A 24,047-nucleotide genomic window follows, 5' to 3' on the forward strand; every position below is an offset into this window, starting at 1 on the left:
TGTTCAGCTTCTTTTTTTAAAAAGGTTAAGTTTCTTTTCTGAAAATTTGTTAGATATGAATTGTCAATAATTAAGAGAATATGCCGTGTAAAAACCACTCTTCAGTTGTCAGATCCTGGAATATCCAACAAAGACTGCCGTCCTGGTCTTTAGCTATATAGTAGTCTCGTCCATGGCGGCCATGCTGCCACCAGTAGCCATCAATACGTTCAGGGCCCTGTAGCAGCTGTAATTCACTATGATGAAATAGTTTTTGATTGCGGCTGAGTAATTTGGTAGGGCGGGGAAGCAACCAGGAGGGGCGCGGTGCTTTTATTGGTGTCAATTGGTGAGTTTTTTTCTTTGAGCTGGTTTTTATTAGCAAGCTATCGGCGCTCTGCCAGGCCTGCTCGGGAAGGTAGCTCTCTTTCAGGGCAATACCGGAGATCGCTTGGTGTCCAAGACGGGCCTTGAGTTTGTCCAAAAGTTGAGAGCTGCGCTCGCCTTGGTTGCCTGCATCAAAGAAGTCCTCTCCGAACTCTTCTTCCACTAACGGCTGTAGTTGCTTGCTACTCAAGCGCAGTGTTTGTACCGGGCACTCCAGGGATACTCTTTCAAACTGCAGCTTGGTAAGCGCTATTAAGCGCTGTGGGTCTAGCAGTGGGTGTGAGACTTCCACGATGAGTTCCTTGTTTTTTCCCTGCCCATAATCCAGCTGCCAGTGTAATTGCTGGGTATAAAGCTGGCGGCGTTGTAGCTGCTGGCATAGCTCTCTAATCAGGCGGCCGGCGGGGAAGAGCAACTGTTCACTGTTATCCAGTGGATCGGGAAAAAATAATTCGCTATCGAACCGGGCGGGAGGGTTAAAGTTGGGTACGGGGTCCTGACGGCTACCATTTAAACGTGCCAAATAATCTACAAAATGACGACCAAAACGGGAGCCCACTTCGGATAGGGGAATGGCAAGCAATTGGCTTACTCGCTTAATACCACAGGCATATAGTTTGGTAATGGTTTTATTGTCGCAGTCGAGTAGCTTGCTCGGGGAAAAACTAATCCATTGTTTCCACTGTTGTGGGCTGGGGGCTACACGAGTTTCTGCCAGCCACTGGCGATGTTCTCTCAGTTGGCTTAGCATCCGTGCGGCACTGGGGCTGTGTCCGAGTCCCATAACACTGCTAATCCCCATTTGGCCCAGCTCATTCTGTAACTGATCCAGAAAGGCCCTGAGGCCACCATTCGCTTTCAGGCATCCGCTGAGCTCAAGATTCAAGCAGGCTGGGTCACTGCTTCCGTTTTCTACAGTGTTGGCAGCCTTGGGGGAGACGACTGGGGTAAAGCTGTAGCCCCACTGGGCCAGCCGTTCGAGTTGCAGTTGCTCTCTCTGTATATCCCGCTCTAACAGTTGAAGGTCTGCGCTCAGTGCGCAGGCGGTAGCGATACTGAGGCCTGGCTCAATACCGAGATCAGTGGCTGTTTTACTGCTCTGAACAACAAGTTGCTTCTCGACCACGGCGAGAACGCCTGGCTGTGTATCTCGACCCTGGGCGCGGATGAGGGCTTCAAGAGGAAGCTTGGGAAATTGGATGCAAAGCCAAAGCATGAGCTGGACCTCGGGGCGATGGTCAATGTATTGGCCTGTCACGACGAATCAAATTGGCGCCTCGGGCCAAGTGCAAAGACTGGCCGCCAGTGCCTCCCCGTTGCTTTAATAAATTCACAGCCAGTTGTTCCCCATCACTGCCTAGCTGCAGGCGCAGGCTGGCGGGAGAGGGGTTTTGGGATTCAGATATAGGGCGGAAATGAAAGTGCAGGCACTCCCCATTGCGAGCTGCCAGTTGCAGACGCCGCAGTTCCTTATCCTCTAAAGTATGATTCCCTTGCCAGCTCAATAAGGCACCACAGCTTCCGGATTGTAGAGATTGCTCCACCGCCCAGAGAGTATCCTTATGTCCCCGGGGGTGTATAAGCAATAAATTTTCCAGTTGAATGCCACTTTGAGCCAGTGCCGGAGCGTAGGGAATAAAAGGCGGACTGACCAGTATTACCATTTGTCCTGCTTGAGTCAGCTGGGCCAGAGTTGGCAGTAATAAGGTCATTTCGCCAATACCGGTTTGATTGAGCAGAAGTTCAGTAGTGGCATTGCGAGGCCAACCGTGGCCTCTGAGAACGGCATCCAGGCTTCTGAAACCAGTGGGGATACCGCTGAGAGGGCGCCGCTGCTCATTGGCTGCCTGCCAAATGTCCGTTCTCGCCAGTATCTGCTCTAGATTTCGGCGCTCAGACTGATGCTTTAACTGCTTGTTTTGAAAGAAGTTTTCTGCGCTATTCACGGATTCCGCCACTCCATTCAGGCCCTCCTACCAACCTGAAGCTGGCAAAGAGCTGTATGCTTGTACAGTATTACTGTTAATTTATACAGTAAATGATTAAGGGCAACAAGAGAGGGAGGGGTTGATCGGCACTTTTTTGCACAGCCTAAACCGGCTATGATTCCGCCTCTTTTGTTGAGTACTGATTATTCTTTTTAGGGGGACGGAGTGAGTATCAAGTCCGATAAGTGGATTCGCCGGATGGCTGAGCAGCACGGCATGATTGAGCCTTTTGAGCCGGGCCAGGTACGTCATGGCAATGATGGCGACAGACTCATCTCCTATGGCACTTCTAGTTATGGTTATGATGTGCGCTGTGCCCGTGAATTTAAGATCTTCACCAATGTGCACTCTGCTACCGTGGATCCCAAGACATTCGATGAGAACAGCTTTGTCGATGTCGAAGGTGAGTACTGTATTATTCCGCCGAATTCCTTTGCCCTGGCACGTACGGTGGAGTATTTCCGTATTCCCCGCTCGGTGCTGACTATTTGCTTGGGTAAATCCACTTACGCGCGCTGTGGGATTATCGTCAATGTCACTCCGTTGGAACCCGAGTGGGAAGGGCACGTGACCCTTGAGTTCTCAAATACTACTAATCTGCCGGCGAAGATCTATGCCAACGAAGGCGTGGCACAGATGCTGTTTTTCGAATCTGATGAGGTCTGTGATGTGTCTTATGCAGATCGAGGTGGTAAATACCAGGGGCAGCGTGGTGTAACCCTGCCCCGGACCTGATCGCCAAGGGCGATTGAGCTGCATAAGCTATCTTTCCATGTCTGAAATATCCAATAGCCAGTTGCCTGAGTGCGTCGATGTATTGATTATCGGTGCCGGGGCAGCGGGATTAATGTGTGCTGCCACAGCTGGGCAGCGTGGTCGCAGTGTGCTGGTACTGGACCATGCGAATAAGGTCGGTAAAAAAATTCTGATGTCCGGTGGTGGTCGCTGTAATTTCACCAATCTCTATACCAGCGCTGAAAATTTTTACAGTCGTAATCCCCACTTTTGTAAATCCGCCTTGGCACGTTATAGCCAGTGGGAATTTATTGCACTGGTTGAAAAATATGGGATTCCCTATCACGAGAAAACTCTCGGCCAGCTATTCTGCGATAACAAGTCCAAGGATATCGTCGACCTGCTGCTAGCTGAGTGTCGTGCAGCCAAAGCACAGATTCGCACTCGTTGTTCTGTATCCACGATAAAGGCGCAAGCCGCGGGCTATCAGGTGAAAACCAGTTTGGGCACCGTTACCTGTGAGTCCTTGGTAGTGGCTACAGGTGGTCTTTCGATTCCCACTATGGGGGCTACAGGGTTTGGCTATGAAATTGCCAGGCAGTTTGGCCTGGACTTGGTTCCCACTCGTCCAGCGTTGGTACCTTTTACCCAACACAAACGCCAGCTGGAACGGCAAAGCACTCTGCCGGGTAGTGCTCTTGAAGTCTCTGCCTCCTGTGGCGAGGGCAGTTTCCTAGAGCAAATGCTATTTACTCACCGGGGGGTGAGCGGCCCAGCAGTTTTACAGGCTTCCAGTCACTGGAGTGAAGGCAAGGAAGTTGTAATTAATCTTGCCCCTAACCATAGTCTGCCTGACTGGCTACAGCAGCGTCGCCAACAGAATCCGGAAAGCCATTTACATAGCGTATTGGCCGAGATCTGGAGTAAAAAGCTGGTGCAGTATTTCCTGCAACGAGAAAACCTCTCCAGCCGCCCCTTGAAGCAATTTGGGGACGGTGAACTTCGCGATATGGGTAGCAAGCTGCAAATCTGGAAGCTGGTACCCGCGGGCACCGAGGGGTATCGCACTGCCGAAGTTACCTTGGGTGGGGTGAATACTGAACAGATTTCTTCGCGCACAATGGAATGTAAAACCCAGGCGGGGCTCTTCTTTATTGGGGAAGTGCTTGATGTGACCGGATGGTTGGGAGGTTTTAACTTCCAATGGGCTTGGGCTTCAGGTCATGCTGCAGGGGAGGTTGTCTAATGGCGTCTGGGAACAGTAAAGAGTATACACTCCTAGCACTATAATCTTTGAATAAGTGACTGAAATTATTTAGAGGCTGTAACCCGCTGGTTTATAAAAGCTTTTATTGAATTGATGCCGCCGTCACCTATTCAAATTTACAAGTCTCTTGAAGCTTGTCAAATAGATTTCAAAGTATAGCTTCCACGCCCAATGACGTAGTGGTTCAGCTCTGTGTCCTCTGTGCTTCAACAGTCTCTAGGACCGTGTGACGGCTGTTAAGTGAGCTATATCTATCTGACTATGAACTATTTGTGGCAGTTCTCAGGGAAATGAAAACAGCGATCGGCGGAAAGTTTGGAAAAGCCCGACTATCCGATGAACTCACCCGGACGACTAAAGGTTCCCAACTCCCTTCCTTTTCAGTGGAAATAAATACTGTCTTTTTTTGTAGGCATCACTGTTACACGCTGTGAAGTTGGTCGATTAAAATTCGGCATAAGACCAAAATTATTGCCAAGTCAGGCATAAGTTGGCAGCTATTTTTACTTATACGAGCCATTGCACTTCATGAAATTTATTTTTACCAATCACAGTTTTCTATTATTTTTAAACTCTTATAAGAGATCTCTGCACTAGCCAATTGTCACGGATGGTAAATAAAAGCTCGCCGCTGTTTGGTAAGTGGGGATAAAAATTGATTTTTATCAATTCATATCTCTGGTTGGTAAAACAATATGCATTGTAATGTTCGATGAATAAATTACTTCAAGAGCGCTTTAAAAGTATTGCTATCGATATTTTTTGGTCAAATTAAAAATAAGTGACACCATCGTTTTAAGTAGGTAAAGCTTAAGGCAACCTCTAATGATCTATGAGGGATAAAACTCCAACTAAAAATTGGCCGCGTGAAAATTTTAGAAATATGATTCCTGTAAGGGCTTTGTAAACTTAAGTTTGATTTTTTGTAAAAAATAACAAGCATTTAATACTTTAATGCGATGTTGATTGGTTATACCAAATTTGAAATTTAAAATTATATGAGAAAAAATGTGACATGGTCATCTATTTTGGCCGTGAAAGTTTTATTTTTGCATTGGCGGCTTTTATTTTTTTTTCACCTCTGTAATCTCTGTTTTTAAGTTGACTGCTATGTTTGCTTGAAAAAATTCTGAAGTCCAAAGATGTAAAATTGTAGGTGTAAAGAGTTTCCATCACCTTGCAGATGATCGGTTAATAAATTCAATTAAATAAAGCATGAGTGCCGAGAGTTGAGATTTTAACTGTAGAGGGAATGCTATATTTGTTGTTCATCTGAGGGTGCTCAGTGAAGGGGATGGCTGAAAGATCAAGACGTTATTTGCCAGGTGGAGGTATTTGCCATGGTGGAATTTGAAATTCGCACCAATGTTTCGTTATAAGATTTAATTCTATGAATATCTAGAAAGGTGAAGCAGTTGCTCAAAATGATAACCGTTAAGTGAGTTATGTGTGCCTGCTTTTTATAGTTAAGGGTGAAATTTCTCCACAGAAAAAAAAGTATATGACGGTGTTTTGTAATGAAACTGTATATTTTGAATGATAATTTCATCTGAGTTAGCTAGAGCATAGTTTCTTTATAAAGTAATAAGGTTATTATCGATTCATTGCAGGATGCTGTGAAATATTAAAGTGTTGCAATTTACCAAGCCTGAGTTGGTATATAGTAATAATGTCAATATGGCTTTAAGTGTCGGCCATATAAAATTATTTTTATAAAACGGAAGAGTGTAATGCATATTCTTATTGTGAAAACTGATAGTTTTCTTATAAAGAAGAACTAGTCGCTTGTCTGTGACTCTCGTGCAGAAAACACTCTAGTTGTGAATTGATTTAAATCAAGAGTACATTATGTAAGATTTAATTTTTTGTACTGACAGGATTCCTTTTTTGTTGATCTGGAATTTTCATTCTGGTAGGGATTCCTTTGTATTTTAAATTTCACATAGTGGTTAAAGGTATTTAATAGATTGTAAAGTTGGTTTCTATTGTTGAATAAGGATTGTTGATATGCTCGATGTTCTTGTGCCAAGTCAAACCAATAACCTGAATTTTGTTTCAGCTAATCGCATCGTAAGCCCGAGAAAACTCTGGTCCGCCTATCCTGTTAGCGTTGATGTGGCTGATTTTATTCAGCGCTCCAGGCAATCAATAACCGAGATTTTACATGGGAAAGACCCGCGATTTTTAGTAATTGTGGGGCCTTGTTCAATTCATGATATCGATGCCGCCAAGGAATATGCGAGTCGCCTCAAGTCCCTGAGTGACAATTACAGTGAAAATCTACTAATTGTTATGCGGGTCTATTTTGAAAAACCAAGGACGACAGTTGGCTGGAAAGGATTTATCAATGATCCTAAGTTAGATAGCTCCTTTGATGTGGAAGCTGGTCTAACCGCCGCCAGAAAACTATTGATCAACCTGGCGGAGCTTGAAATTCCCGTAGCAACGGAAGTATTGGACCCGGTAACACCTCAGTATCTGGGAGATTTAATAAGCTGGGCGGCCATCGGTGCCAGAACCACTGAGTCACAGACCCATCGTGAAATGGTTAGTGGGTTATCTATGCCGGTTGGATTTAAGAATAATACCGATGGAAATATTCAGGTAGCCATGAATGCCATGAAGTCTGCGTCTGGAAAACACAGTTTTCTTGGAATCGACTCAGATGGAAGAATTTCAGTGATCAACAGCCTGGGAAACCTGAATACTCATATTGTTTTAAGAGGTGGGGAGAATCCCAACTACGAGAAACGAGCAGTCGAAGAGGTAGCTCGCACTCTATCCGAAGCAAGGCTGCCCAGTAATTTGGTAATTGACTGCAGCCATGCAAATTCCAATTACGATTTCAGGCAGCAGAGGGTGGTTGTCGATAACCTTATTCAACAACTAAAACACAGTAATAGCTCAATTGTCGGATTAATGTTGGAAAGTAACCTTAATGAAGGTAAGCAAGCCATTCATTTACCAAAGGATATAATGAAATACGGTGTTTCAGTCACCGACGGCTGTATTGGTTGGGATGAGACAATAGATATCATTTCCCAGGTTAATGACGTTTTTATCCAGCGCCAGTAAAAAATATTTCCATTTATCTCAAGTTGAACTCTAGCCGGTATTTGGAGCTAACCTGTTGGGCTGATATCCATTTGGCCTTAAAGTTTGGATGTTCTATACGAGGTTGGTTCGGTTGAAGTTAAATGAATGCCAGGACAGGAATATTTCGATATAGATTAAATATTCTATTCAAAATATATCGGGCCAAATAGAATTTAAGGATATTTTATGAGCGAATATGATCATGCTGATTTCAATGGTGTGTATGAAGGCAAATCATTAATCGGGAGTGCAGAAATAACGAGCGTTCCCTGGGAAATCGGAGTACCGCAACCCGCGGTTTGCGAAATTCTTGATAGAGCTCATCCCGGTCGCCTGTTGGATATCGGCTGTGGTCTTGGTCGAAACGCAAAAGCAGCTGCTGATCGAGGTTATCAAGTGATAGCAATAGATACTTCTTCTACAGCGATTGAGAAATGCCGGGAAGTATATCCTGATTCCGGCATATCGTTTGAGGTACGTGATGCTTGCAATACGGGTTTGCAGTCGGGGTTCAACTTCATTTTGGATTCGGCAGTTTATCATGCGATACCTGCAGATAAGCGCATCGCCTATTTAGAGGAAATGCGCCGACTGGCCACAAAAGAAACGGTTTTTCATTTGATTACTTTCGCACCCTCGAGACTAGGAATGCCCAAGCCCCTGGCTAACGAACTATCTGAGATTGCAGCTAGTGTTGAGGCCAGTGGCTGGAGCATAAAGTGTGTGGACAGAGTTGAATACAAAGGGAATGCTGCCGCTATTGAAGACTTCCAGAGAAAGAAAGGGTTAAGGATTGAAAAGGATAGTCATGGCAGGACAAGACTACCCGCATGGCATTTAACCCTTCAAGCTTCCGTATAGAAATTCACCAACAAGGAAAAAGAAGAGTGAAATATAAGCACATTTCTTTTGTTGGGCTATGCCTTGGTTTTTTTATTGTCATGATGGATATGACCACTGTGCCATTGATGTACACAACTCTGATGGATGAATTCACGGTCAGTCCAGCCAGGGTTGCCTGGGTCAATAATATTTATCTTATCACTTATGCTGCATCTCTTCTTTTGGGGGGGCGGCTCGGAGATTCGACAGATAGAAAAATTGTATTAATAGGTGCACTTCTGGTTTTGGGCTTGGGGGCTGCGATTAGTGGGGCAGGACAAACCTTTGTAGAGGTTATTGTTGGGCGTGCATTGATGGGAATTGGCGCTGGCTTTTTGACATCTCAAAGCATGGCCTACATTTCTATCCTCTTTGCTAAAGGGGGACGGGGGACAGCGTTAGGGATTTGGGGTGCAGTTGCAGGAATTGCCACTGCTACCGGTCCGGTGATTACACAATTACTATTAACGACTGCGGATTGGCGTTGGGTAATGTGGATTAATATTCCTTTTGTGCTGGCCGCTTTAGTTATCGCCCTGCGGTGTTTGCCCGGTGATCCCGGTAGTGGTATCCGACTAACGGAAACCTTTGCCAGTGCAGTTTATGGGCTCTGTCTGGCTGGTGTAATTATAGGTATTCACTATATCAGTGTCGCGGGGATATTACGGGGAGTAGGTATAGCTTTGATATTAATCGGAGCTGCAGTCATTGCTATTTTGATTCGCAAAGAAGTGAAGAATAAAAGTGCTTACATTTTATCCCCTGAGTTGTGGTTTGACGGTACTTTTTTCAGGATCTGTTTTATTTCGGGATTACTGGGATTAGGGGTCGCTAGCTTCTATTTACCATTAGCTTTCCTCCTGGATATATGCATGAACTTTGGTCCAGTGGCTATCAGTGTACTAATGATGACAATCGCCCTGTCCAACGCCCTGGTGGGCCCCTACGCTGGCCATCTATCCGATCGTATAAAACCTGAAGGAATAGTTAGAAGTGGTTTGATGCTATTTGCTCTTGCCAATGGGTTACTGGGTTTTATTGGTGTTCTTATGCCGGGAGGAACAGTCACTTTTATAGCGCTTTTCCTGGTCATGATGATCGGAGGGGCGGGTACCGGCCTGGCCTTTGCACCGCTCGCCAACTTGGCACTTAGCAGGGTTAGCTTTGAGGCTCTGGGGCGGGCCGCAGCATTTTTTAACTCTATACGTCAGGCGTTGAGTGCTATGGGGGCAGTTATAGTGGCAATTCTTTTTGACTGGATTGTACGGCTGAAATTAGGAATTGATCTCGAGATAACTGCTACCAATCTCCGGGAGTCTCCGGGTATCACGGGATTAGCAACGTTGGTGTGCTTCCTATTGATTGCTCTGGGCTTATCAGTTGCGGCCTATCTGTCTCGAAGCAGTAGGCAGGATTCAGTACAAAGGGAGGTTCTAAATACATGAATATTTGGGTGCTAAGTGGATGTTCAAGTGGGCTGGGTCGTTGCTGGACAGATTCGATCATTAGGGATCGTGGTGAACCGGTTATTGGTATTACTCGCTCTGATAATGCTGCTATAGCAATGTTGGAGGAATACAAAGATCTCTTTGTGCCGTGTATTGCAGATGTCAGAGATTCATTCACGCTAAGCGAAAAATTACATGAAGCGGTTAAGGAAGTTGGAAAACCAACGCGGGTAGTCACTGCTGCCGGTTTCGCACAATTTGGAACACTGGAGGACTTGTCCAGCGAGCAAATCAGGGAGCAGTTTAAAACGAATGTTGAGGGTACGCTTAATGTAATTCGGCCACTAATACCAATGATGCGTGAGGGCGAAGCATCACGAATATTACTGGTTTCGAGTATGAGTGGTGTGGCCTGCTGGCCTCTTCTAGGTGCATATCAAATTAGTAAATATGCTATTGAAGCTATAGCCGATACCTTGCGTCTTGAACTACAGGATTTTGGAATTCAAGTGGGTTGTATTGAACCCGGACCCCATAAAACCGGGTGGGCGACGACTTACGCCCGCCGCCAGGAAACCCGGTCCGAATATAATAAACAAGATCTTGTCAGTCGATCCTCATGTGGTTACACCATTAATGATCCGGCAGCGAGTCTGCCCTTCTTTTGGAAAATGTTTGATTCGTCAGTGATGCCTAAACGTATGGCGACATCGCCTGAGTTTGTTGATTTTGCCATAAAAGAGGCACAGGAAAAAATTAGAGATTGGAGATCCGCGCATGTCGATTAAATTGAATGCTTTACCACTGTCAAGTACTGACAACGATATTGAAATTGAGAGAGTAGTTAGTACTTTTTCTGAGGGGGATCGGGAAGAGCTGTCGAGTGGTTTGATAGAAGTGCTTGGTTCCTCTGACATCGTAAAAATCCTGGATGAAAACAGAGATTCTGGCCCGGGGTCATTACGTGAAGTTCTTCGTGTTTGCCGAATTCTCGGGAAGACCGATGCATCTCTAGCATGGATTGCCGGTGTATCCAATTCAGCGTGGACTATGCGTGGTTGTTTTCATTCGCTAGAGGCACAGCCCTACTCCATGGAGCGGAATAAAATTCTGGCCATGGTACTTGGACGACCAGGGTCGCTGAAAAAAAATCCCACATCGAATCAATGGCTTCTAAATGGTGAATGGCGATACGCATCAGGATCTACCTATGCCAGTTATTTTTTCTGTCTGGCGACCGTTGAAGGTGCGGATACCCAAGATATTCAAGTGGTCGCTGTTCCCGCAGAGCAGCTGGATGTAGCTGCAAGTTGGAACTCAGCTGGCTTGCGAGGTACGCAAAGTCTCACAGTGCGGGCTAGGGATATTGAGATCCCCAATAGTAATGTGGAGAACTATTCTCATATTCTCTCCGGTGAGAATCGTAGGTTAAATGCATTAGCTGGCAGGGAAGAACATGCATCCTACGCAGGTCTTTTCACTGGTGTACTGATGAATTGCCTGGTGGGTTCTATGCTCGGCGCGACAGAAGCAGGTTTGGAGTATGTTGCAGCCGCTGCCGGAAAACACCCTGTTCTTGGTAGTACCTATACATCAATGAGCGATTCGGGGGCTATCAGGTCTGAAATAGGGCGACTTTGGAGCAGTTTTGATATCTACCAGCGGGCAGCGGAATTTAATGCTGACACCATTGACCATGCTGCGCGAAAGCCAGAAATAACATTAACGACTGAAGATCGGCTTGCTATTCGTGGACGTGCGACACAGATCATGCGTGGTTGTTTGTCGATTGTTCAAGACCTGCTTTGGATATATGGAGCTTCGGGACTGGATATAGGTAGCCCTCTGGAACGAATCTGGAGGGACGTTAATGTGGGAGCCCGCCATGGTGGATTTTCCAAATTTGTACCAGAAGAAGCCATTGGTCTATCAAGAGTTGAGCGTGATCCTAAAGAGCTTACGCGAATGTTTTAACCCGTTTATTCATTAACTTTAGTTAAAAATCCGTCCTACGAATATCGCGTATTTAAGTGGGTACTTGGGAATACTGTTTAGGTCAGAGGTCGTCCTGTTCTGTAGAGCCTAGCCGTGACAGTACAACTGTTTAAGCAGAAGAAAGAGTATGGAAGCGTATAGAGAAACGGTGATGAAGCTGGGTTTTGGGCTACAACCTGTAGTTGAGGCATTAAATAAAGCCCTGGAGGAGAACCCGGAGGCTCCTGCTGTAATACATAACGATAAGGTGAGATCATATCGCCAACTCTGTGAGTCCGCACAAAATATTGCTACCCAATTAACAGAGATGGCTATCTTACCGGGTGAGCGCCTGGCTTTGGATATACCTCGATCCATAGCGCTATATGAGTTGATGCTTGGCTGTTTGATCGCGGGCGTATCCTTTATGTCATTACCCCGGGGCTTCGATAAATCCGAACAGATTCAGGAAGCTAAAAGAGCAAATTGTGTGGGTATCCTGACAGATACTGAATTACCACTTAATGGTGGCCTTTCATTAAGAGGAATTGGGACCTTCTGGAAGTTACCCGAATCAAACCGGGGTCTGGTAAGAAGTGATATCGCCGGTGATGAAGTCTATTGCGTGAGAACCTCTGGTACAACAGGTGAACCCAAAATTGTACCTATTATGCGTGGCCAGCTCTCCTCCTTTTTGGAAAATTCCCAAAAAGCATTGAAAATTGACCTGTATGCTAAATGGTTGTGGACTCACGATCTCTCTTTTGACTACGCGATATGGGAAACCTTTGGGTGCTTGGTGCATTGCGGGTGTCTGGTAGTTCTGGATGAAAATAAAAAGCGTGACGCCAGATCTACACAAAGGTTGATGGCTAAAGCGGGAATAAATGTATTGTCGGTGACGCCCTCTGAATTCCGCTACCTGTTCTCCAGTGAAGCAGGATCTGTAAATTGGGAGGACTACCCTTTAACGGAAATCCTATTTGCAGGAGAGAAGCTCTCAACCAGTACTTTTTCACCCTTCTTTAACCAGTTAGACAAAGCGAAGGTGAGGCTAATTAACGCCTACGGACCTTCGGAGACAACGGTGTTTTGCGCAACTCATGTTGTCACCAAAGGTGACCTGGCTCTGGAGTCGATACCTATCGGCAAGCCTTTTCCCGGCATTAAATTTGAATTGCTGAATTCTAATGATCTGGAAGCCGAAAATTTGGAGCTTAATGGAGCTGACGTTCAGGATTTGGAATTCGGCGAGCTTAAAATTTGTGGTGCACAAGTATTTGCGGGCTATGAAGGTGGAGAGCCTCTAACCGATGGATATCAATCTGGGGATATATGCCGGCTCGACGAACAGGGCAGATTTGTTTTTATCGGCCGATCCAGTGGTTACCAAAAAATTAACGGTTTTCGTGTAGAGCCATACGAAATTGAGGAGTATTTACAGTCCCATGAGAAAGTAGATGAGGCTGTGGTTTGGGTCGAGAATACCAGCAATCAAGGAGATCTGTTATTGGCCTGTGTTAGGGGATGCAGAGATGTTGAACTATCAACGCGGGAGCTACGACTGGCCTGCTCAAAGCTACCGCCTTACTTAAGGCCCAGTCGATATAGATTGTTTGATGATAAACAATGGCCGATTAACGAAAGAGGAAAAACCGACAGAATGTCGTTAAGGAGGAGTATGTATGAACAGGAAGAGTACTGATCAAAAAGCGCTAATTCGCGAGGTAGAGCAGCTCCTAAATGAAACGGACGTTCGGCCAACTGATAATTTTATTGAACTGGGTGGGAACTCATTCCTGGCACTTCAGCTCGCGATCAATTTGAAGGACAGGGACAATATTGAGGTTGATGTGGCTCGGCTGTTAGGTAATACCCTGGAATGCGTTTTGATAACGACTGATGTAGAACGTGACAAAACTCAATCTATTCAAACGATCTGTGGAGAAACTACTGTGGAGGTCGTGGAATGAGAATGATTGGACTTGGCCATGTCCTGGCTAAACCTCATCGATTGGAGGATTTGGACCATCCTAATGAAATGCATCTGAGGGCAATTCGACACGCCGGATATGACAAATATTGGGTGCACAATGGCAGTGTCCGAGAGTTCGGCGCTCAGGCTGTCGTCAAAGCTTTAGATGAGTCAGGATATAGCGTCGATGATATTGGTTTTATAGTTGGTGGCCAATCCAATGTACCAGATTTCATTGGTATCGACTTCGCATGCCAGATTGGTGCTGAGTTGGGAGGCCTACAAGTAAAAACCCTAAACCTGGTGGAAGGCTGTGGCTCCAGTATCAGTGCCTGGATTAGTGCTAGCGCCCTGATAGACAGTTTGGAAGTGGGGCAAGTGGGTGTGATTGTGCATGCCCAACGCGTTAGTGAGCCTCACCTTGACCGGTTCGGATTAATGAATGCGATTCTCACAGATGGTGCTGTGGCTGCCATTGTGAGCAAATCTGATTCGCCGACGAAAGGGTGTAGTTTTTACTATAGGGGAGGTCGTGATATCTCTGAAACCCGCTTCGTGGATATGATGCGAATCGAGCGGGGTGGAGGTCTAAATCCGGTACTACTGCCCAATCATGACAGTCGCGAGGACCAACTCGGTCGTGAAAGGGTAATGGATCTCTATCGTTTTTCCGGTAGTGATCTCGAAGGTTTTCTGAAACTACGTGCTGACAATACTCTTCAAATGATTGAATCCTGTATGGCTGAAGCGGGGTGGAGTTTAAAATCTGAATTTACCCTCTTACATACATTAGAAGGTCGGCAAAGTATGGAGAGTCTGGCATCAAGGCTAGGGATACCATTGGATAAAACCAACGCAGATCTAGTGGCGGAAATCGGCCATATGGGCAGCGCTGAGCAATTAATTTCTCTCGATATCAAGCGGAAGCAGGGAAAGATCCACCCAGGTGATCGGATTGTGCTGAGCGCAATTTCAAGTGGCATGAAGTGGGGATGTTTTTTACTGGAATGTGAAACCCCCAATAAATAAAAATCTGACTAGATCAAAATAGGGATGTTGGATGTCTAGTGACTTGATATACCTGAAAGAAGAAGCCTATTTCGAACCTTTAGTTAATCACTGGTTTGCATGGTCTTATTTAATTCCGCCGGTTCAGGCCGCACGTTACATGGCCATTACGCACAAAAGGATTATGTCTTCTTTTGTTGAAAATGCCAGAGTTCACATTATGGCAGCACAGGTGCCTGCTCTTACGGGTGGAGAATTTCTTAATGCCCGAGCTGACCAGTTGGAAGATATTAAATCACTGTTGCTTGAACTGGAAAATCAACTTACCGATGTACTAGAACTTTCTGAAGCGGTTGAAGAACTGGATAAATTAACCCGTGCCCATAGTGACGGAAAATCGATTGAATACCTGTATAAAAAAATTCCAGAGCCTCTTAGGGGGTTCATTGAGATTGTACAGGACATCAACCACAATCCAGGTTATCGTTTAATAGAACCTTTACTCTATCATTCAAATCACTATCGAAAATCACTACAAAGCGTTTACTTTGGTTTGCTTTCCAGGGTGGGGGAAAGACCATTCTGTTTCTCTACCCCCCGTCTGGCCGATGAGAATCATATGCAATGGATGGTCGATTTCTGCACGCCAGAAGTAGACTTAATTGTTAAATCACGTACAGAAGGAATAGTGCGGGAAGTAGTTGAAGCTATATTTTCAAGAACCGAAGTGCGTGGCGGACTACATTACAATGAATTGTTTACCTCGCAACCGCCGACAAGACGTCATAAGCCAATATCTGATGTCGGAGTAAAATTAACTTTTCTCGGTCATGCCTCATTTATGCTGGAAACCCGTTCGATCAATATTTTAATAGATCCGGTAATTCCTGTTAGAGGTGAACATTATGCCGATGATGTTATCAGTTACTCTGAGCTACCTGAGACAATTAACTATATCTGTATTACCCATAATCATCACGATCATTTCAATCTGGAAACTTTACTACAGTTACGCCATAAAACAGATAAATTGATTCTACCCGTTAATAATGGTGGAACAATAATTGACCCCTCCATGAAACTAATCGCCCAACAGCTAGGCTTTAAGGTGATAGAGGTGGGCGACATTGAAGAAGTTGAAGTTCCTGATGGAAAAATAAAGGCGATACCTTTTTTGGGAGAGCACGGCGATCTTAATATACGTTCAAAAACCGTTTGGTATATTGAGCTTATGGGTAAGAAATTCTTATTTGGCGCCGATGCCACTAATAGCGATCCAGTAATGTATCGCCATGTTCATAAGTTGGTTGGGGATGTTGATGTTCTGGCTATTGGCATGGAATGTGTTGGGGCGCCTTATACATGGATTTATGGTGCGCTTAACACTAAGCCTGTGAGTAAAGATATCAGTCATTCACGCCGCTTAAACGGCTCAAATGCTGAGCAGGCATATCATATGGTTGAAACCTTCAACGCCCGGCAGGTTTTTCTTTATGCCATGGGATTAGAACCCTGGTACAAATATTTTATGGGTCTGGATTATAAAGATAATTCAGAGCAAATTATTGAATCTGACAAGATGATTAAGCTATGCAGCGATAAAGGAGTAGCTTGCCAGCGACTGGTAGGAAAAAACGTTACTTTTTACTGATAGAGCATCAACGGTGTTCCCTTCGTAAATTTGTTCTACTTCATAGGAGATGACTACATGACTCAAGATGAGCAAAGACAACACAATCGTCGTATTGTTGAAAAGTATATGAATACCCAGGGACAAGATCGATTAAAGCGCCATGAACTGTTTACTGAAGATGGCTGCGGAGGTCTTTGGACCACCGATACTGGTGAGCCCATTATGATACGCAGCAAAAAACTTTTAGCGGAGCATGCTGTATGGTCTCTCAAGTGCTTTCCTGACTGGCTTTGGTTCAACATTAAAATATTTGATGGCCAGAACCCGGATTTCTTTTGGGTAGAGTGTGATGGCAAAGGCCGTATCTGTTTCGAAGGGTATCCAGAAGGTTTCTATGAAAATCATTTTATCCATAGCTTTGAATTTGAGAACGGTAAAATAAAAATTCAACGTGAATTTATGAACCCCTGCAAGCAGTTCGAGGCATTGGGTATTGCGGTACCTCAGATTGTTAGGGCAGGCATACCGGCTTGATTTAGATTGTTTCAAGGGCGAGCAGCTTATTTTGCAGCTAAGCCAGAATTATTTTCTTCTTGAAAATATATAATTAAGAGATTACGGCAATTTGGGGCGGGGCATGAGCATTCCAAGAATCGAGAATTACACACTTCAAGCGTCGGATTTAAGTGCAGACAATATTGTTAATTGGAGCAAAGTAAATAGTCGCAGTATTTTGCTGGTTCATGACATGCAGCAATATTTTCTGAAGATGTTTCCGAACCCTCTACGTAGAGCACTGATTGAAAATTGTCAGACGCTGGTTTTGTACGCAAGAAAACATAACATACCAGTGGTTTATACGGCGCAATGCGGAGATATGTCGGAGAAACAGCGGGGGCTTCTTTTTGATATTTGGGGAAAGGGGATGAGCAATAGTCCTGAGCATACCGCTATTACTGAGGAAATTGCACCTAGGGAAGAAGACTCGGTGCTGGCCAAGTGGCGTTATAGCGCGTTCCATGCCACTTCCCTTGATGATATTTTCCATAATACACACCGTGATCAAATTATTATTTGTGGTGTTTTCGCTCATATTGGGGTTCTCGCTAGTGCTGTCGATGCTTATTCAAGAGATATAGAGGTCTTTCTCGTTCAGGATTCTATTGCTGACTTTTCCAAGCAGGACCATTTGCAAACATTAAATTATGCGGCGGAATGTTGCGCTAAAGTATTGCCAACAGAGGAAGTATGCCAATGACCTTTGATGGCGCCGCCAATGCATCGAATGTTTTACAAAATGTTATTGATGGTCATTATGATGCCTATGCATTGGTTTACCGACCCGAGCGATATAAACAACCGACACTTGAGGTTTTGACGGGAACCGAGCGCATACTGGAAAATCTGGCTGAACTGGAACTCATTCAGGAAGAGCAGAAAAATACATGTCGTTGGGGAACACTTGTTGTTACCCCATATCGTCAGATTGAAGAACGTGGTTTTACAGTTATCGATGATCAAGTGCCTTTTCGGGCACTTGACGTTGATCAATATAGAACAATACCGCTCGAAACAGGCCTGTCTGAATTACCGGATGTCCCCGTCAATCTCAGAGATGCTCACTTTATACCCGATGATGCAAGTTATGAAAATATAGTAAGGGCAGTGATCGAACAGGAAATTGGAACGGGAGAAGGAGCAAATTTTGTAATCAAGCGTACTTTTACTGGAGAGCTAGCTGATTACAAGGATCACGTTGGGTTGACGATTTTCCGCAACTTGTTAAAGCAGGAAAAGGGAGCTTACTGGCTATTTTTTATCAGAATGGGCGATCTTACTTTAGTAGGCGCCTCCCCGGAAATGCATATAAAACTTAATTCGAAATCGCTTTCCATGACGCCTATCAGTGGTACCTACCGATTTCCTTCCTTGGGTCCGACCCAGGAAGGACTTTTGGAATTTCTGAATAATGGCAAGGAGGAAGATGAGTTATCAATGGTTCTTGATGAAGAACTGAAAATGATGACTCATATATGTTCTTCCGAAGTCATTGCAAAGGGTCCCTATCTTATTCAGATGTCCCAATTAGCTCATGTTGGTTACCGAATTGAAGGTTCCACGGATTTGCCACTTTCTGAAATATTGAAGCGATCGATGTTTGCACCAACGGTAACTGGCAGTCCTCTTGAAAATGCTACCAGGGTGATAGCCCGCTATGAAACCAGTGGGCGTTCCTACTACAGTGGTTTTGCAGCGATGATCGAAAATAATGATTGTGGGACTTTGCTAGACTCGGCAATTCTTATCCGTACCGCTGAGATATTAAAGAGTGGAGATATGAGAGTAGGAGTAGGTGCTACTTTGGTACGCGATTCTGACCCTCACTCGGAAACTAAAGAAACAGCGGCGAAAGCTGCTGCACTTCAAGCTGCCATGGGTGTCAGTGCAATGGATTCCCTGGCAAAGAAGGAGTGTATTGGCCAGTCTCTACTTAATAGAAATAAACGCCTATCCAGTTTTTGGTTGAGTGGGACTTCAGGTATGAACGATCCTACTTTGGAGCAGGATGAGAGACTTACAGTTGCGATTCTTGATAATGAAGATGCATTCACTTCAATGATGGAGTACCAACTGCGCGCTGCAGGTTTAAAGGTTAAGGTCGTGCCCCACACCTTAATTAATTCAGTTACAGATTCCGAACTTATTATTGTAGGGCCAGGTCCTGGTGATCCATGTAATCACAACGATCCACGGGTTGTTGCCAGTCGACGTGTGATGACTGAAGCTTGGGAAAATAATCAACCTTTTGTTTCTATCTGTTTTGGTCACCAGATTTTATGCTCGCTTCTAGGTTTACCGATAAAGCCACTTGAACAGCCTAATCAGGGGCTGCAGAAGCAGATTTCTATCTTTGGAAAAACAGAGACAGTCGGCTTTTACAACACATTTACTGCGATATCTGACACGGATTATATCGAAAGTCCGGTAGGTAAAGTACGTATTTATCGTGATCCGGGGTCAAACCAGGTTCACGGGTTACAAGGGCCAAACTTTTGCTCGATGCAATTCCATCCTGAATCAGTATTGACAATGGATGGCTTCAGAATTCTGAGGGATGCCGTTTTATCAATGAGGGTTGAATGCGTATTGAACTAGCCTGGTGGGATCTTGATGATAATGATCCCGCGCCCGATGAGCTTAAGGGCTGTTTAACCGATGAAGTTCTCAAGGAATGGGAGCTTGTGCCTAATATGATAACGAAGCTTTGGCTTGTCTCAGAGGACACCCCCCGCTGGGGTGCTTTAATGATCTGGTGTGGAGATAAACCTAATCTCTCTGATATGCCACCTAATATCTCAGCGGAAATTATTAACAGACCGCCTGATCATCGAATAGCCTTTGATGTGTGCTTTGAAAGCAAACCAGCTGGATAGAAATTCATAAGGCATAGCATCAAAGAATGGCATTAGCCCTTTGCAGGAGCTGCAACGCAGTAACCGTGATCTTTAAGGCCCACCCTTCGGGGCTTGCGGAGCGATTCACACCCCGCATTGCGACTTCTTGAAAGGTCTAGATATTCCTGCGAAGCCGCGCCTTAATTTTAAACCACTCTGCAAGCCAGAGGCATCACGGAGTTGTTCAGAGGCTCCTTAATTTGGTTAGAGTTTTCAGTATTCGATTAATGGAATAATAAAATGCATAGATACACTGTTGTAAACGCCTTTGGTAGAGAACCATTTACTGGTAATCCCGTAGCCGTTTTCTTTGATTGCGATGACCTGGACAGCAATAGTATGCAGAGAATTTCGGCTGAACTTAACCTTTCAGAAACAACATTTATTGGAACCCCGAGCAAAGGTGGCGATGTCAATGTCAGGATTTTTACGCCTGTCAATGAACTGGATTTTGCGGGGCACCCGCTGTTGGGCACCGCATTGGCTTTATCGAAAGCAACTGATCTTACGGAATTAAAGATCGAAACCAAAAAAGGCCTTTTTAACTTTGCAGTGCAACCCGTTAAAGAAAATCCTTTCTCGGCTTACATACAAATGGAGCAGCCCTGCCCGGTAATTTCATCCTTTGATTATCAAGAGGCATTACTTGAGGCGCTTGGAGTGAGGCGAAGTACATTGCCGGTAGATATGTATGATGTGGGGCCCAGACACGTCTTTGTCGGGGTGGATAATAAGGATGAGCTTGCCCAAATCAGTCCTGACCTGAGGAGACTATCAGATTTCCACAATATGGCAGCGCTCTGTTTTAGCCCGGATATAGGAGACAGCTGGCGACTTCGTATGTTTTCTCCAGCCTATGGTGTTGCAGAGGATGCGGCTACAGGTTCTGCAGCGGGGCCATTGGCACTGCATCTTTCGCGTTATGGATTGGTAAAGTTCGGTGCAGAAATAAAGATCACTCAGGGGGTGGAAATGGGGAGACCTTCTCGTATGAATGCTATCGCCAATATAAAAAATGACTCCCCTTTCCTCAAAGTTGGTGGCTATGGGTTTCAGGTAGCTACTGGTCAATATTTTATCTAGGAAGGAATTATGAGCAGTACTTTTGAAAGCATGACAGGGAAAGTGGATCAAAGCTTTTCTGAATACGATACCCCTCCTAGTGACCCCATGTCTCTTGCACGACAATGGCTCCAGGAGGCTATCGATAACAAGGTTCGTGAACCTCGGGCGATGGTAATGGCGACAGCGAACCTCTCAGGCGCTCTGTCATCGCGAGTCATGGCTATATTGGATTTTGCGACCATTGGTATCATCTTCGCCACACACAGCTGTAGCCGTAAAATAAAAGATACCGAAGAGACCCCCTTTGCTTGTGGACACTTTTACTGGCGCGAGCTTGGTCGCCAGCTCTCCGTAAGTGGGAAAATTAGGCAGCTCGATCGAGAGCGGGCAGTTAGAGAGTGGGACGCTCGCCCAATACCTCTGCACGCGATGTCGACGGTTTCTCATCAAAGTGAGCCTTTGGATTCCTATGATCAACTGCTAGCTGCTGCGCAAGAGCTTGATCGTGTAGGCGCATTGCCTTGTCCCGAGAGGTTTTCAGTGTATGTTCTCGAGCCTCAAGCAATCGAGTTTTGGTCCTCGAGTTCTAATCGGCTTCACAAGAGGTTGCGATTCGAACGGGATCAAACGGAGTGGAAGCATATACGACTTCAGCCTTAGTCACCTATTCAACGGAGGAACATTCCTATGGAATCACCTGACTTCCAACGTCATTTGGCTGACATTTTGAACTGGCATTTTTCGCCGGATACCGGCTCTCCATTTTGGTTATCAATGCGCAGTCAACTTGATTTTGATCCAGTTAAGGATGTCCGATCATTGGCCGATCTGTCTTTATTTCCTGATATCAGCCAGTTGCTTCGTGAGATAGCGATTGAAGATCTGCAACCTAAGGGACTGGCCGATTATAGGCTTGCCGGGATATTTGAAAGTGGCGGGACAACGGGGACAGCCAAACGGGTTGTTGCTTATGAGGAGTGGCTTGAGCAGGTGGTTAGTTGGCGTTTGGAGGGATTTGAAACCTCAACAGATAAGACTCCGAAAAATACGCTGGCAATTATACCGACGGGCCCTCATATCGTAGGAGCCATCAACCGTCGTCGTGCCAGAGCTTTTGGTGGGCAGTGCTTCACTGTAGATTTAGATCCCCGTTGGGTAAAAAAATTGATCCAGGCAGGAAATATGGAAGGTGCCAGGGACTACTCCGATCATCTTATTGACCAGGCGGAACCCATCATTGCTACACAAGCTATTAAATATCTTATTGCAACACCGCCTTTGTTAGAGGCGATAGCGCGTCGCCGCTCCTTAGCTGAAACTCTCAACAGTACCCTTGAGATGATCACTTGGGGAGGAACTCATATGGATGTAGACACACTAGATTATTTGAAAACGATGGTATTCCCTGATGTCCCTATAACAGCGAGTTATGGAAGCACTATGATTCTTTCGGAGACCAAAGCGCGGATTAATCAGGACTATAACGGATCCCCTATCTTTGACAGCTACGCACCTTATGTCATTTTGGAGGTGGTCGACCCAGAAAGTGGAAAACCCGTTGAGTACAATGGGCGAGGACAGGTGGTGATGAATCACCTGAGTCGCTTTGCATTTTTCCCCAATATCTTTGAGCGTGATACGGCAGTGCGACTTCCCACTTTAGGGAATTGTCCCGGTTCTTCTGTCAGTGATGTAAAACCCGTTGCGCAGGTCTCCGGTAAAGCAGTGATTGAAGGAGTGTATTAATGGCAGCGCTCACTAGTGATGTCCGGAAAACTCCTTTTGAGCAACAGGTACTACAGGTGGAAGCACGTTGCCTAGGTGCTTCTCATCATACCAGGCGACGGCAGCCGATAATGGATGTATCTGATCGCATCGTTGGTGAAAGTGCGATTGTCCCTACCGTTTATATACAAGATAAAATCGTACAGATGCGGAAAGGGGAATCACTAACACTTTCGCAACGCTATGAGCGATTAGCAAAGGCTGGCCAGATATATAAGGAAGCAAATTTAGCAGGCCTGGAACCGGACGCCTATATTTCGATGGTTGCTAATGTAACGGGGTTGCAGAAATCCCTGGTGGCTGAGTCTATGACTCACATTTCTCATAGTCTTAATAATATGCTCGGGATTATGCAGGCCGCTACCCCAGCCGGCGCTGTTTGGGATTACCGAGACTCCGCCGCTAGTAACGGTTGTAGCTTGTTGTCACGTCGAGGGGATGTTGTTTCAATTATTGCGGCAGGTAACGGTCCGGGTGTCCATGGCCTTTGGCCCCAGGCTATTGCTATGGGATACCGAACCATGGTCAGACCTTCATCCCGCGAACCCTTCACTGCACAGAGACTTATTTGCGCTCTTGAGTTGGCGGGGTTGGAACAATACGTTGCTTTGATCCCGACTGATCACAGGGGGGTAGATAGCCTGATTGAGCTAAGTGATCTGGCAATAGTTTATGGTGGCCCAGAGGTTACTACGCGGTATGGAAGCAATCCTAAAGTTCTAGTCCAAGGTCCGGGACGATCGAAAATGGTTGTAGGTAGGGATGTTGATCATGAAGAGGCTGTCACTGTTGTTGCTGAGTCTGTTTTATCACGAGGTGGTGCGGCCTGCGTCTGCGCCAGTGCAGTATTGGTGGAGGATGACCCCTATGGCTTTGCTCATCGGCTAAGGCTTGAACTAGAAGTTCGCGCGAAACAGCAACCCCTTACCCTGGGTAGAAGGCGGGAGGTTGATGCATATATGAATCTATTGCAAGCTGAAGAAAATCCATGGCTATATGATCACACTTCCACTAATGGGTACCCCTTAAAACCCCATGTTACCTTAGTTGAGAGTGCAACCGATGCCAAGGTCCAGCGTGAACTGCCATTTCCCTGTATAACTGTTGCACCTTTTAATCGGCAGGAAGATTTTAGTGCATTATCTGGCTCTCTTGTTGTTACGCTTTTATCCCGCGAGAAAGAACTAATTCACCGAGTACTATCGGATGCTTCCATTTCCAATGTTTATATTGGCATTATTCCCACTACCTGGATGGATTATCGGGTACCTCACGATGGCTATTTAGCTGATTTCTTAATGTGTAATCGGGGACTTCGGGTTCACACTCAATGGTTAAAATCCAGTTAGCAGAATAGAAAGCAAATTTAA

The 24,047-nt window shown here is 45.4% G+C and carries 21 protein-coding genes; 19 read left to right on the forward strand and 2 right to left on the reverse strand.

Going from position 1 to position 24,047, the window contains the following annotated elements:
- Positions 1-70 precede the first annotated feature (70 nt).
- Complete coding sequence (locus ACJJIP_RS04185; RefSeq protein WP_353376045.1) at positions 71-1,582, reverse strand: Y-family DNA polymerase; 1,512 nt, start codon at positions 1,580-1,582, stop codon at positions 71-73.
- A gap of 22 nt (positions 1,583-1,604) precedes the next feature.
- Positions 1,605-2,324, reverse strand: a complete 720-nt coding sequence (gene imuA, locus ACJJIP_RS04190) for a translesion DNA synthesis-associated protein ImuA (protein ID WP_353376046.1) — start codon at positions 2,322-2,324, stop codon at positions 1,605-1,607.
- A 195-nt stretch (positions 2,325-2,519) separates the two neighbouring features.
- Here imuA and dcd point away from each other — a divergent pair, with 195 nt between their 5' ends.
- The 19 genes from dcd to ACJJIP_RS04285 all read left to right on the forward strand — a co-directional run bounded on the left by dcd (position 2,520) and on the right by ACJJIP_RS04285 (position 24,026).
- Positions 2,520-3,089, forward strand: coding sequence for a dCTP deaminase (gene dcd / locus ACJJIP_RS04195; RefSeq protein WP_020412646.1), 570 nt, complete (start codon positions 2,520-2,522; stop codon positions 3,087-3,089).
- A 37-nt stretch (positions 3,090-3,126) separates the two neighbouring features.
- Entirely contained in the window at positions 3,127-4,335 is a 1,209-nt protein-coding gene (locus ACJJIP_RS04200; RefSeq protein WP_020412647.1) for a BaiN/RdsA family NAD(P)/FAD-dependent oxidoreductase, read from the forward strand.
- A gap of 2,028 nt (positions 4,336-6,363) precedes the next feature.
- A complete protein-coding gene (locus tag ACJJIP_RS04205; protein WP_020412648.1) occupies positions 6,364-7,431 on the forward strand; it encodes a 3-deoxy-7-phosphoheptulonate synthase in 1,068 nt (355 codons plus the stop codon).
- Positions 7,432-7,638: 207 nt separating this feature from the next.
- Positions 7,639-8,313, forward strand: coding sequence for a class I SAM-dependent methyltransferase (locus ACJJIP_RS04210; protein ID WP_020412649.1), 675 nt, complete (start codon positions 7,639-7,641; stop codon positions 8,311-8,313).
- Positions 8,314-8,339: 26 nt separating this feature from the next.
- Positions 8,340-9,779 carry an MFS transporter gene (locus ACJJIP_RS04215; RefSeq protein WP_444946277.1) on the forward strand — a complete coding sequence of 480 codons (1,440 nt, stop codon included), beginning with the start codon at positions 8,340-8,342 and terminating at the stop codon, positions 9,777-9,779.
- The gene (locus ACJJIP_RS04220; RefSeq protein WP_444946278.1) at positions 9,776-10,570 is read left to right on the forward strand and encodes an SDR family NAD(P)-dependent oxidoreductase; all 795 of its coding nucleotides are present in this window, start codon (positions 9,776-9,778) and stop codon (positions 10,568-10,570) included. Before ACJJIP_RS04215 ends, ACJJIP_RS04220 begins: the two co-directional genes overlap by 4 nt.
- Entirely contained in the window at positions 10,560-11,756 is a 1,197-nt protein-coding gene (locus ACJJIP_RS04225; RefSeq protein WP_444946279.1) for an acyl-CoA dehydrogenase family protein, read from the forward strand. The genes ACJJIP_RS04220 and ACJJIP_RS04225 overlap by 11 nt, the downstream gene beginning before the upstream one ends.
- Before the next feature lie 148 nt (positions 11,757-11,904).
- Positions 11,905-13,461, forward strand: coding sequence for an AMP-binding protein (locus tag ACJJIP_RS04230; protein WP_444946280.1), 1,557 nt, complete (start codon positions 11,905-11,907; stop codon positions 13,459-13,461).
- On the forward strand, positions 13,442-13,729 hold the full coding sequence (locus ACJJIP_RS04235; RefSeq protein ID WP_353376052.1) for a phosphopantetheine-binding protein: 288 nt from the start codon (positions 13,442-13,444) through the stop codon (positions 13,727-13,729). The genes ACJJIP_RS04230 and ACJJIP_RS04235 overlap by 20 nt, the downstream gene beginning before the upstream one ends.
- The gene (locus tag ACJJIP_RS04240; RefSeq protein WP_444946281.1) at positions 13,726-14,760 is read left to right on the forward strand and encodes a 3-oxoacyl-[acyl-carrier-protein] synthase III C-terminal domain-containing protein; all 1,035 of its coding nucleotides are present in this window, start codon (positions 13,726-13,728) and stop codon (positions 14,758-14,760) included. Before ACJJIP_RS04235 ends, ACJJIP_RS04240 begins: the two co-directional genes overlap by 4 nt.
- 31 nt (positions 14,761-14,791) lie before the next feature.
- On the forward strand, positions 14,792-16,390 hold the full coding sequence (locus ACJJIP_RS04245) for an MBL fold metallo-hydrolase (RefSeq protein ID WP_444946282.1): 1,599 nt from the start codon (positions 14,792-14,794) through the stop codon (positions 16,388-16,390).
- 57 nt (positions 16,391-16,447) lie between these two features.
- Positions 16,448-16,906, forward strand: a complete 459-nt coding sequence (locus ACJJIP_RS04250; RefSeq protein WP_020412657.1) for a PhzA/PhzB family protein — start codon at positions 16,448-16,450, stop codon at positions 16,904-16,906.
- A gap of 103 nt (positions 16,907-17,009) precedes the next feature.
- On the forward strand, positions 17,010-17,630 hold the full coding sequence (locus tag ACJJIP_RS04255; protein ID WP_353376056.1) for an isochorismatase family protein: 621 nt from the start codon (positions 17,010-17,012) through the stop codon (positions 17,628-17,630).
- Positions 17,627-19,528 (forward strand): anthranilate synthase family protein, encoded by a 1,902-nt coding sequence (locus ACJJIP_RS04260; protein ID WP_444946283.1) that lies wholly within the window; start codon positions 17,627-17,629, stop codon positions 19,526-19,528. Before ACJJIP_RS04255 ends, ACJJIP_RS04260 begins: the two co-directional genes overlap by 4 nt.
- The gene (locus ACJJIP_RS04265) at positions 19,513-19,806 is read left to right on the forward strand and encodes a hypothetical protein (RefSeq protein WP_020412660.1); all 294 of its coding nucleotides are present in this window, start codon (positions 19,513-19,515) and stop codon (positions 19,804-19,806) included. The genes ACJJIP_RS04260 and ACJJIP_RS04265 overlap by 16 nt, the downstream gene beginning before the upstream one ends.
- A 261-nt stretch (positions 19,807-20,067) precedes the next feature.
- Positions 20,068-20,910 (forward strand): PhzF family protein, encoded by an 843-nt coding sequence (locus ACJJIP_RS04270; protein ID WP_444946284.1) that lies wholly within the window; start codon positions 20,068-20,070, stop codon positions 20,908-20,910.
- A 9-nt stretch (positions 20,911-20,919) separates the two neighbouring features.
- Positions 20,920-21,552, forward strand: coding sequence for a pyridoxal 5'-phosphate synthase (locus tag ACJJIP_RS04275; RefSeq protein WP_020412662.1), 633 nt, complete (start codon positions 20,920-20,922; stop codon positions 21,550-21,552).
- A gap of 27 nt (positions 21,553-21,579) precedes the next feature.
- On the forward strand, positions 21,580-22,638 hold the full coding sequence (locus tag ACJJIP_RS04280) for a phenylacetate--CoA ligase family protein (RefSeq protein WP_353376060.1): 1,059 nt from the start codon (positions 21,580-21,582) through the stop codon (positions 22,636-22,638).
- On the forward strand, positions 22,638-24,026 hold the full coding sequence (locus ACJJIP_RS04285) for an aldehyde dehydrogenase family protein (RefSeq protein WP_444901125.1): 1,389 nt from the start codon (positions 22,638-22,640) through the stop codon (positions 24,024-24,026). The genes ACJJIP_RS04280 and ACJJIP_RS04285 overlap by 1 nt, the downstream gene beginning before the upstream one ends.
- The last annotated feature ends 21 nt before the right edge of the window (positions 24,027-24,047 follow it).

This window comes from Microbulbifer variabilis, assembly GCF_052467165.1.

Coding starts and splice junctions, on each gene's coding strand:
- ACJJIP_RS04265 (WP_020412660.1), top strand. CDS start 19,513: ATGCGTATTGAACTAGCCTGGTGGGATCTTGATGATAATGATCCCGCG.
- ACJJIP_RS04185 (WP_353376045.1), bottom strand. CDS start 1,582: ATGCTTTGGCTTTGCATCCAATTTCCCAAGCTTCCTCTTGAAGCCCTC.
- ACJJIP_RS04245 (WP_444946282.1), top strand. CDS start 14,792: ATGTCTAGTGACTTGATATACCTGAAAGAAGAAGCCTATTTCGAACCT.
- ACJJIP_RS04260 (WP_444946283.1), top strand. CDS start 17,627: ATGACCTTTGATGGCGCCGCCAATGCATCGAATGTTTTACAAAATGTT.
- ACJJIP_RS04225 (WP_444946279.1), top strand. CDS start 10,560: ATGTCGATTAAATTGAATGCTTTACCACTGTCAAGTACTGACAACGAT.
- ACJJIP_RS04210 (WP_020412649.1), top strand. CDS start 7,639: ATGAGCGAATATGATCATGCTGATTTCAATGGTGTGTATGAAGGCAAA.
- ACJJIP_RS04275 (WP_020412662.1), top strand. CDS start 20,920: ATGAGCAGTACTTTTGAAAGCATGACAGGGAAAGTGGATCAAAGCTTT.
- ACJJIP_RS04220 (WP_444946278.1), top strand. CDS start 9,776: ATGAATATTTGGGTGCTAAGTGGATGTTCAAGTGGGCTGGGTCGTTGC.
- ACJJIP_RS04270 (WP_444946284.1), top strand. CDS start 20,068: ATGCATAGATACACTGTTGTAAACGCCTTTGGTAGAGAACCATTTACT.
- ACJJIP_RS04205 (WP_020412648.1), top strand. CDS start 6,364: ATGCTCGATGTTCTTGTGCCAAGTCAAACCAATAACCTGAATTTTGTT.
- ACJJIP_RS04280 (WP_353376060.1), top strand. CDS start 21,580: ATGGAATCACCTGACTTCCAACGTCATTTGGCTGACATTTTGAACTGG.
- ACJJIP_RS04200 (WP_020412647.1), top strand. CDS start 3,127: ATGTCTGAAATATCCAATAGCCAGTTGCCTGAGTGCGTCGATGTATTG.
- ACJJIP_RS04240 (WP_444946281.1), top strand. CDS start 13,726: ATGAGAATGATTGGACTTGGCCATGTCCTGGCTAAACCTCATCGATTG.
- ACJJIP_RS04230 (WP_444946280.1), top strand. CDS start 11,905: ATGGAAGCGTATAGAGAAACGGTGATGAAGCTGGGTTTTGGGCTACAA.
- ACJJIP_RS04250 (WP_020412657.1), top strand. CDS start 16,448: ATGACTCAAGATGAGCAAAGACAACACAATCGTCGTATTGTTGAAAAG.
- ACJJIP_RS04285 (WP_444901125.1), top strand. CDS start 22,638: ATGGCAGCGCTCACTAGTGATGTCCGGAAAACTCCTTTTGAGCAACAG.
- ACJJIP_RS04255 (WP_353376056.1), top strand. CDS start 17,010: ATGAGCATTCCAAGAATCGAGAATTACACACTTCAAGCGTCGGATTTA.
- ACJJIP_RS04235 (WP_353376052.1), top strand. CDS start 13,442: ATGAACAGGAAGAGTACTGATCAAAAAGCGCTAATTCGCGAGGTAGAG.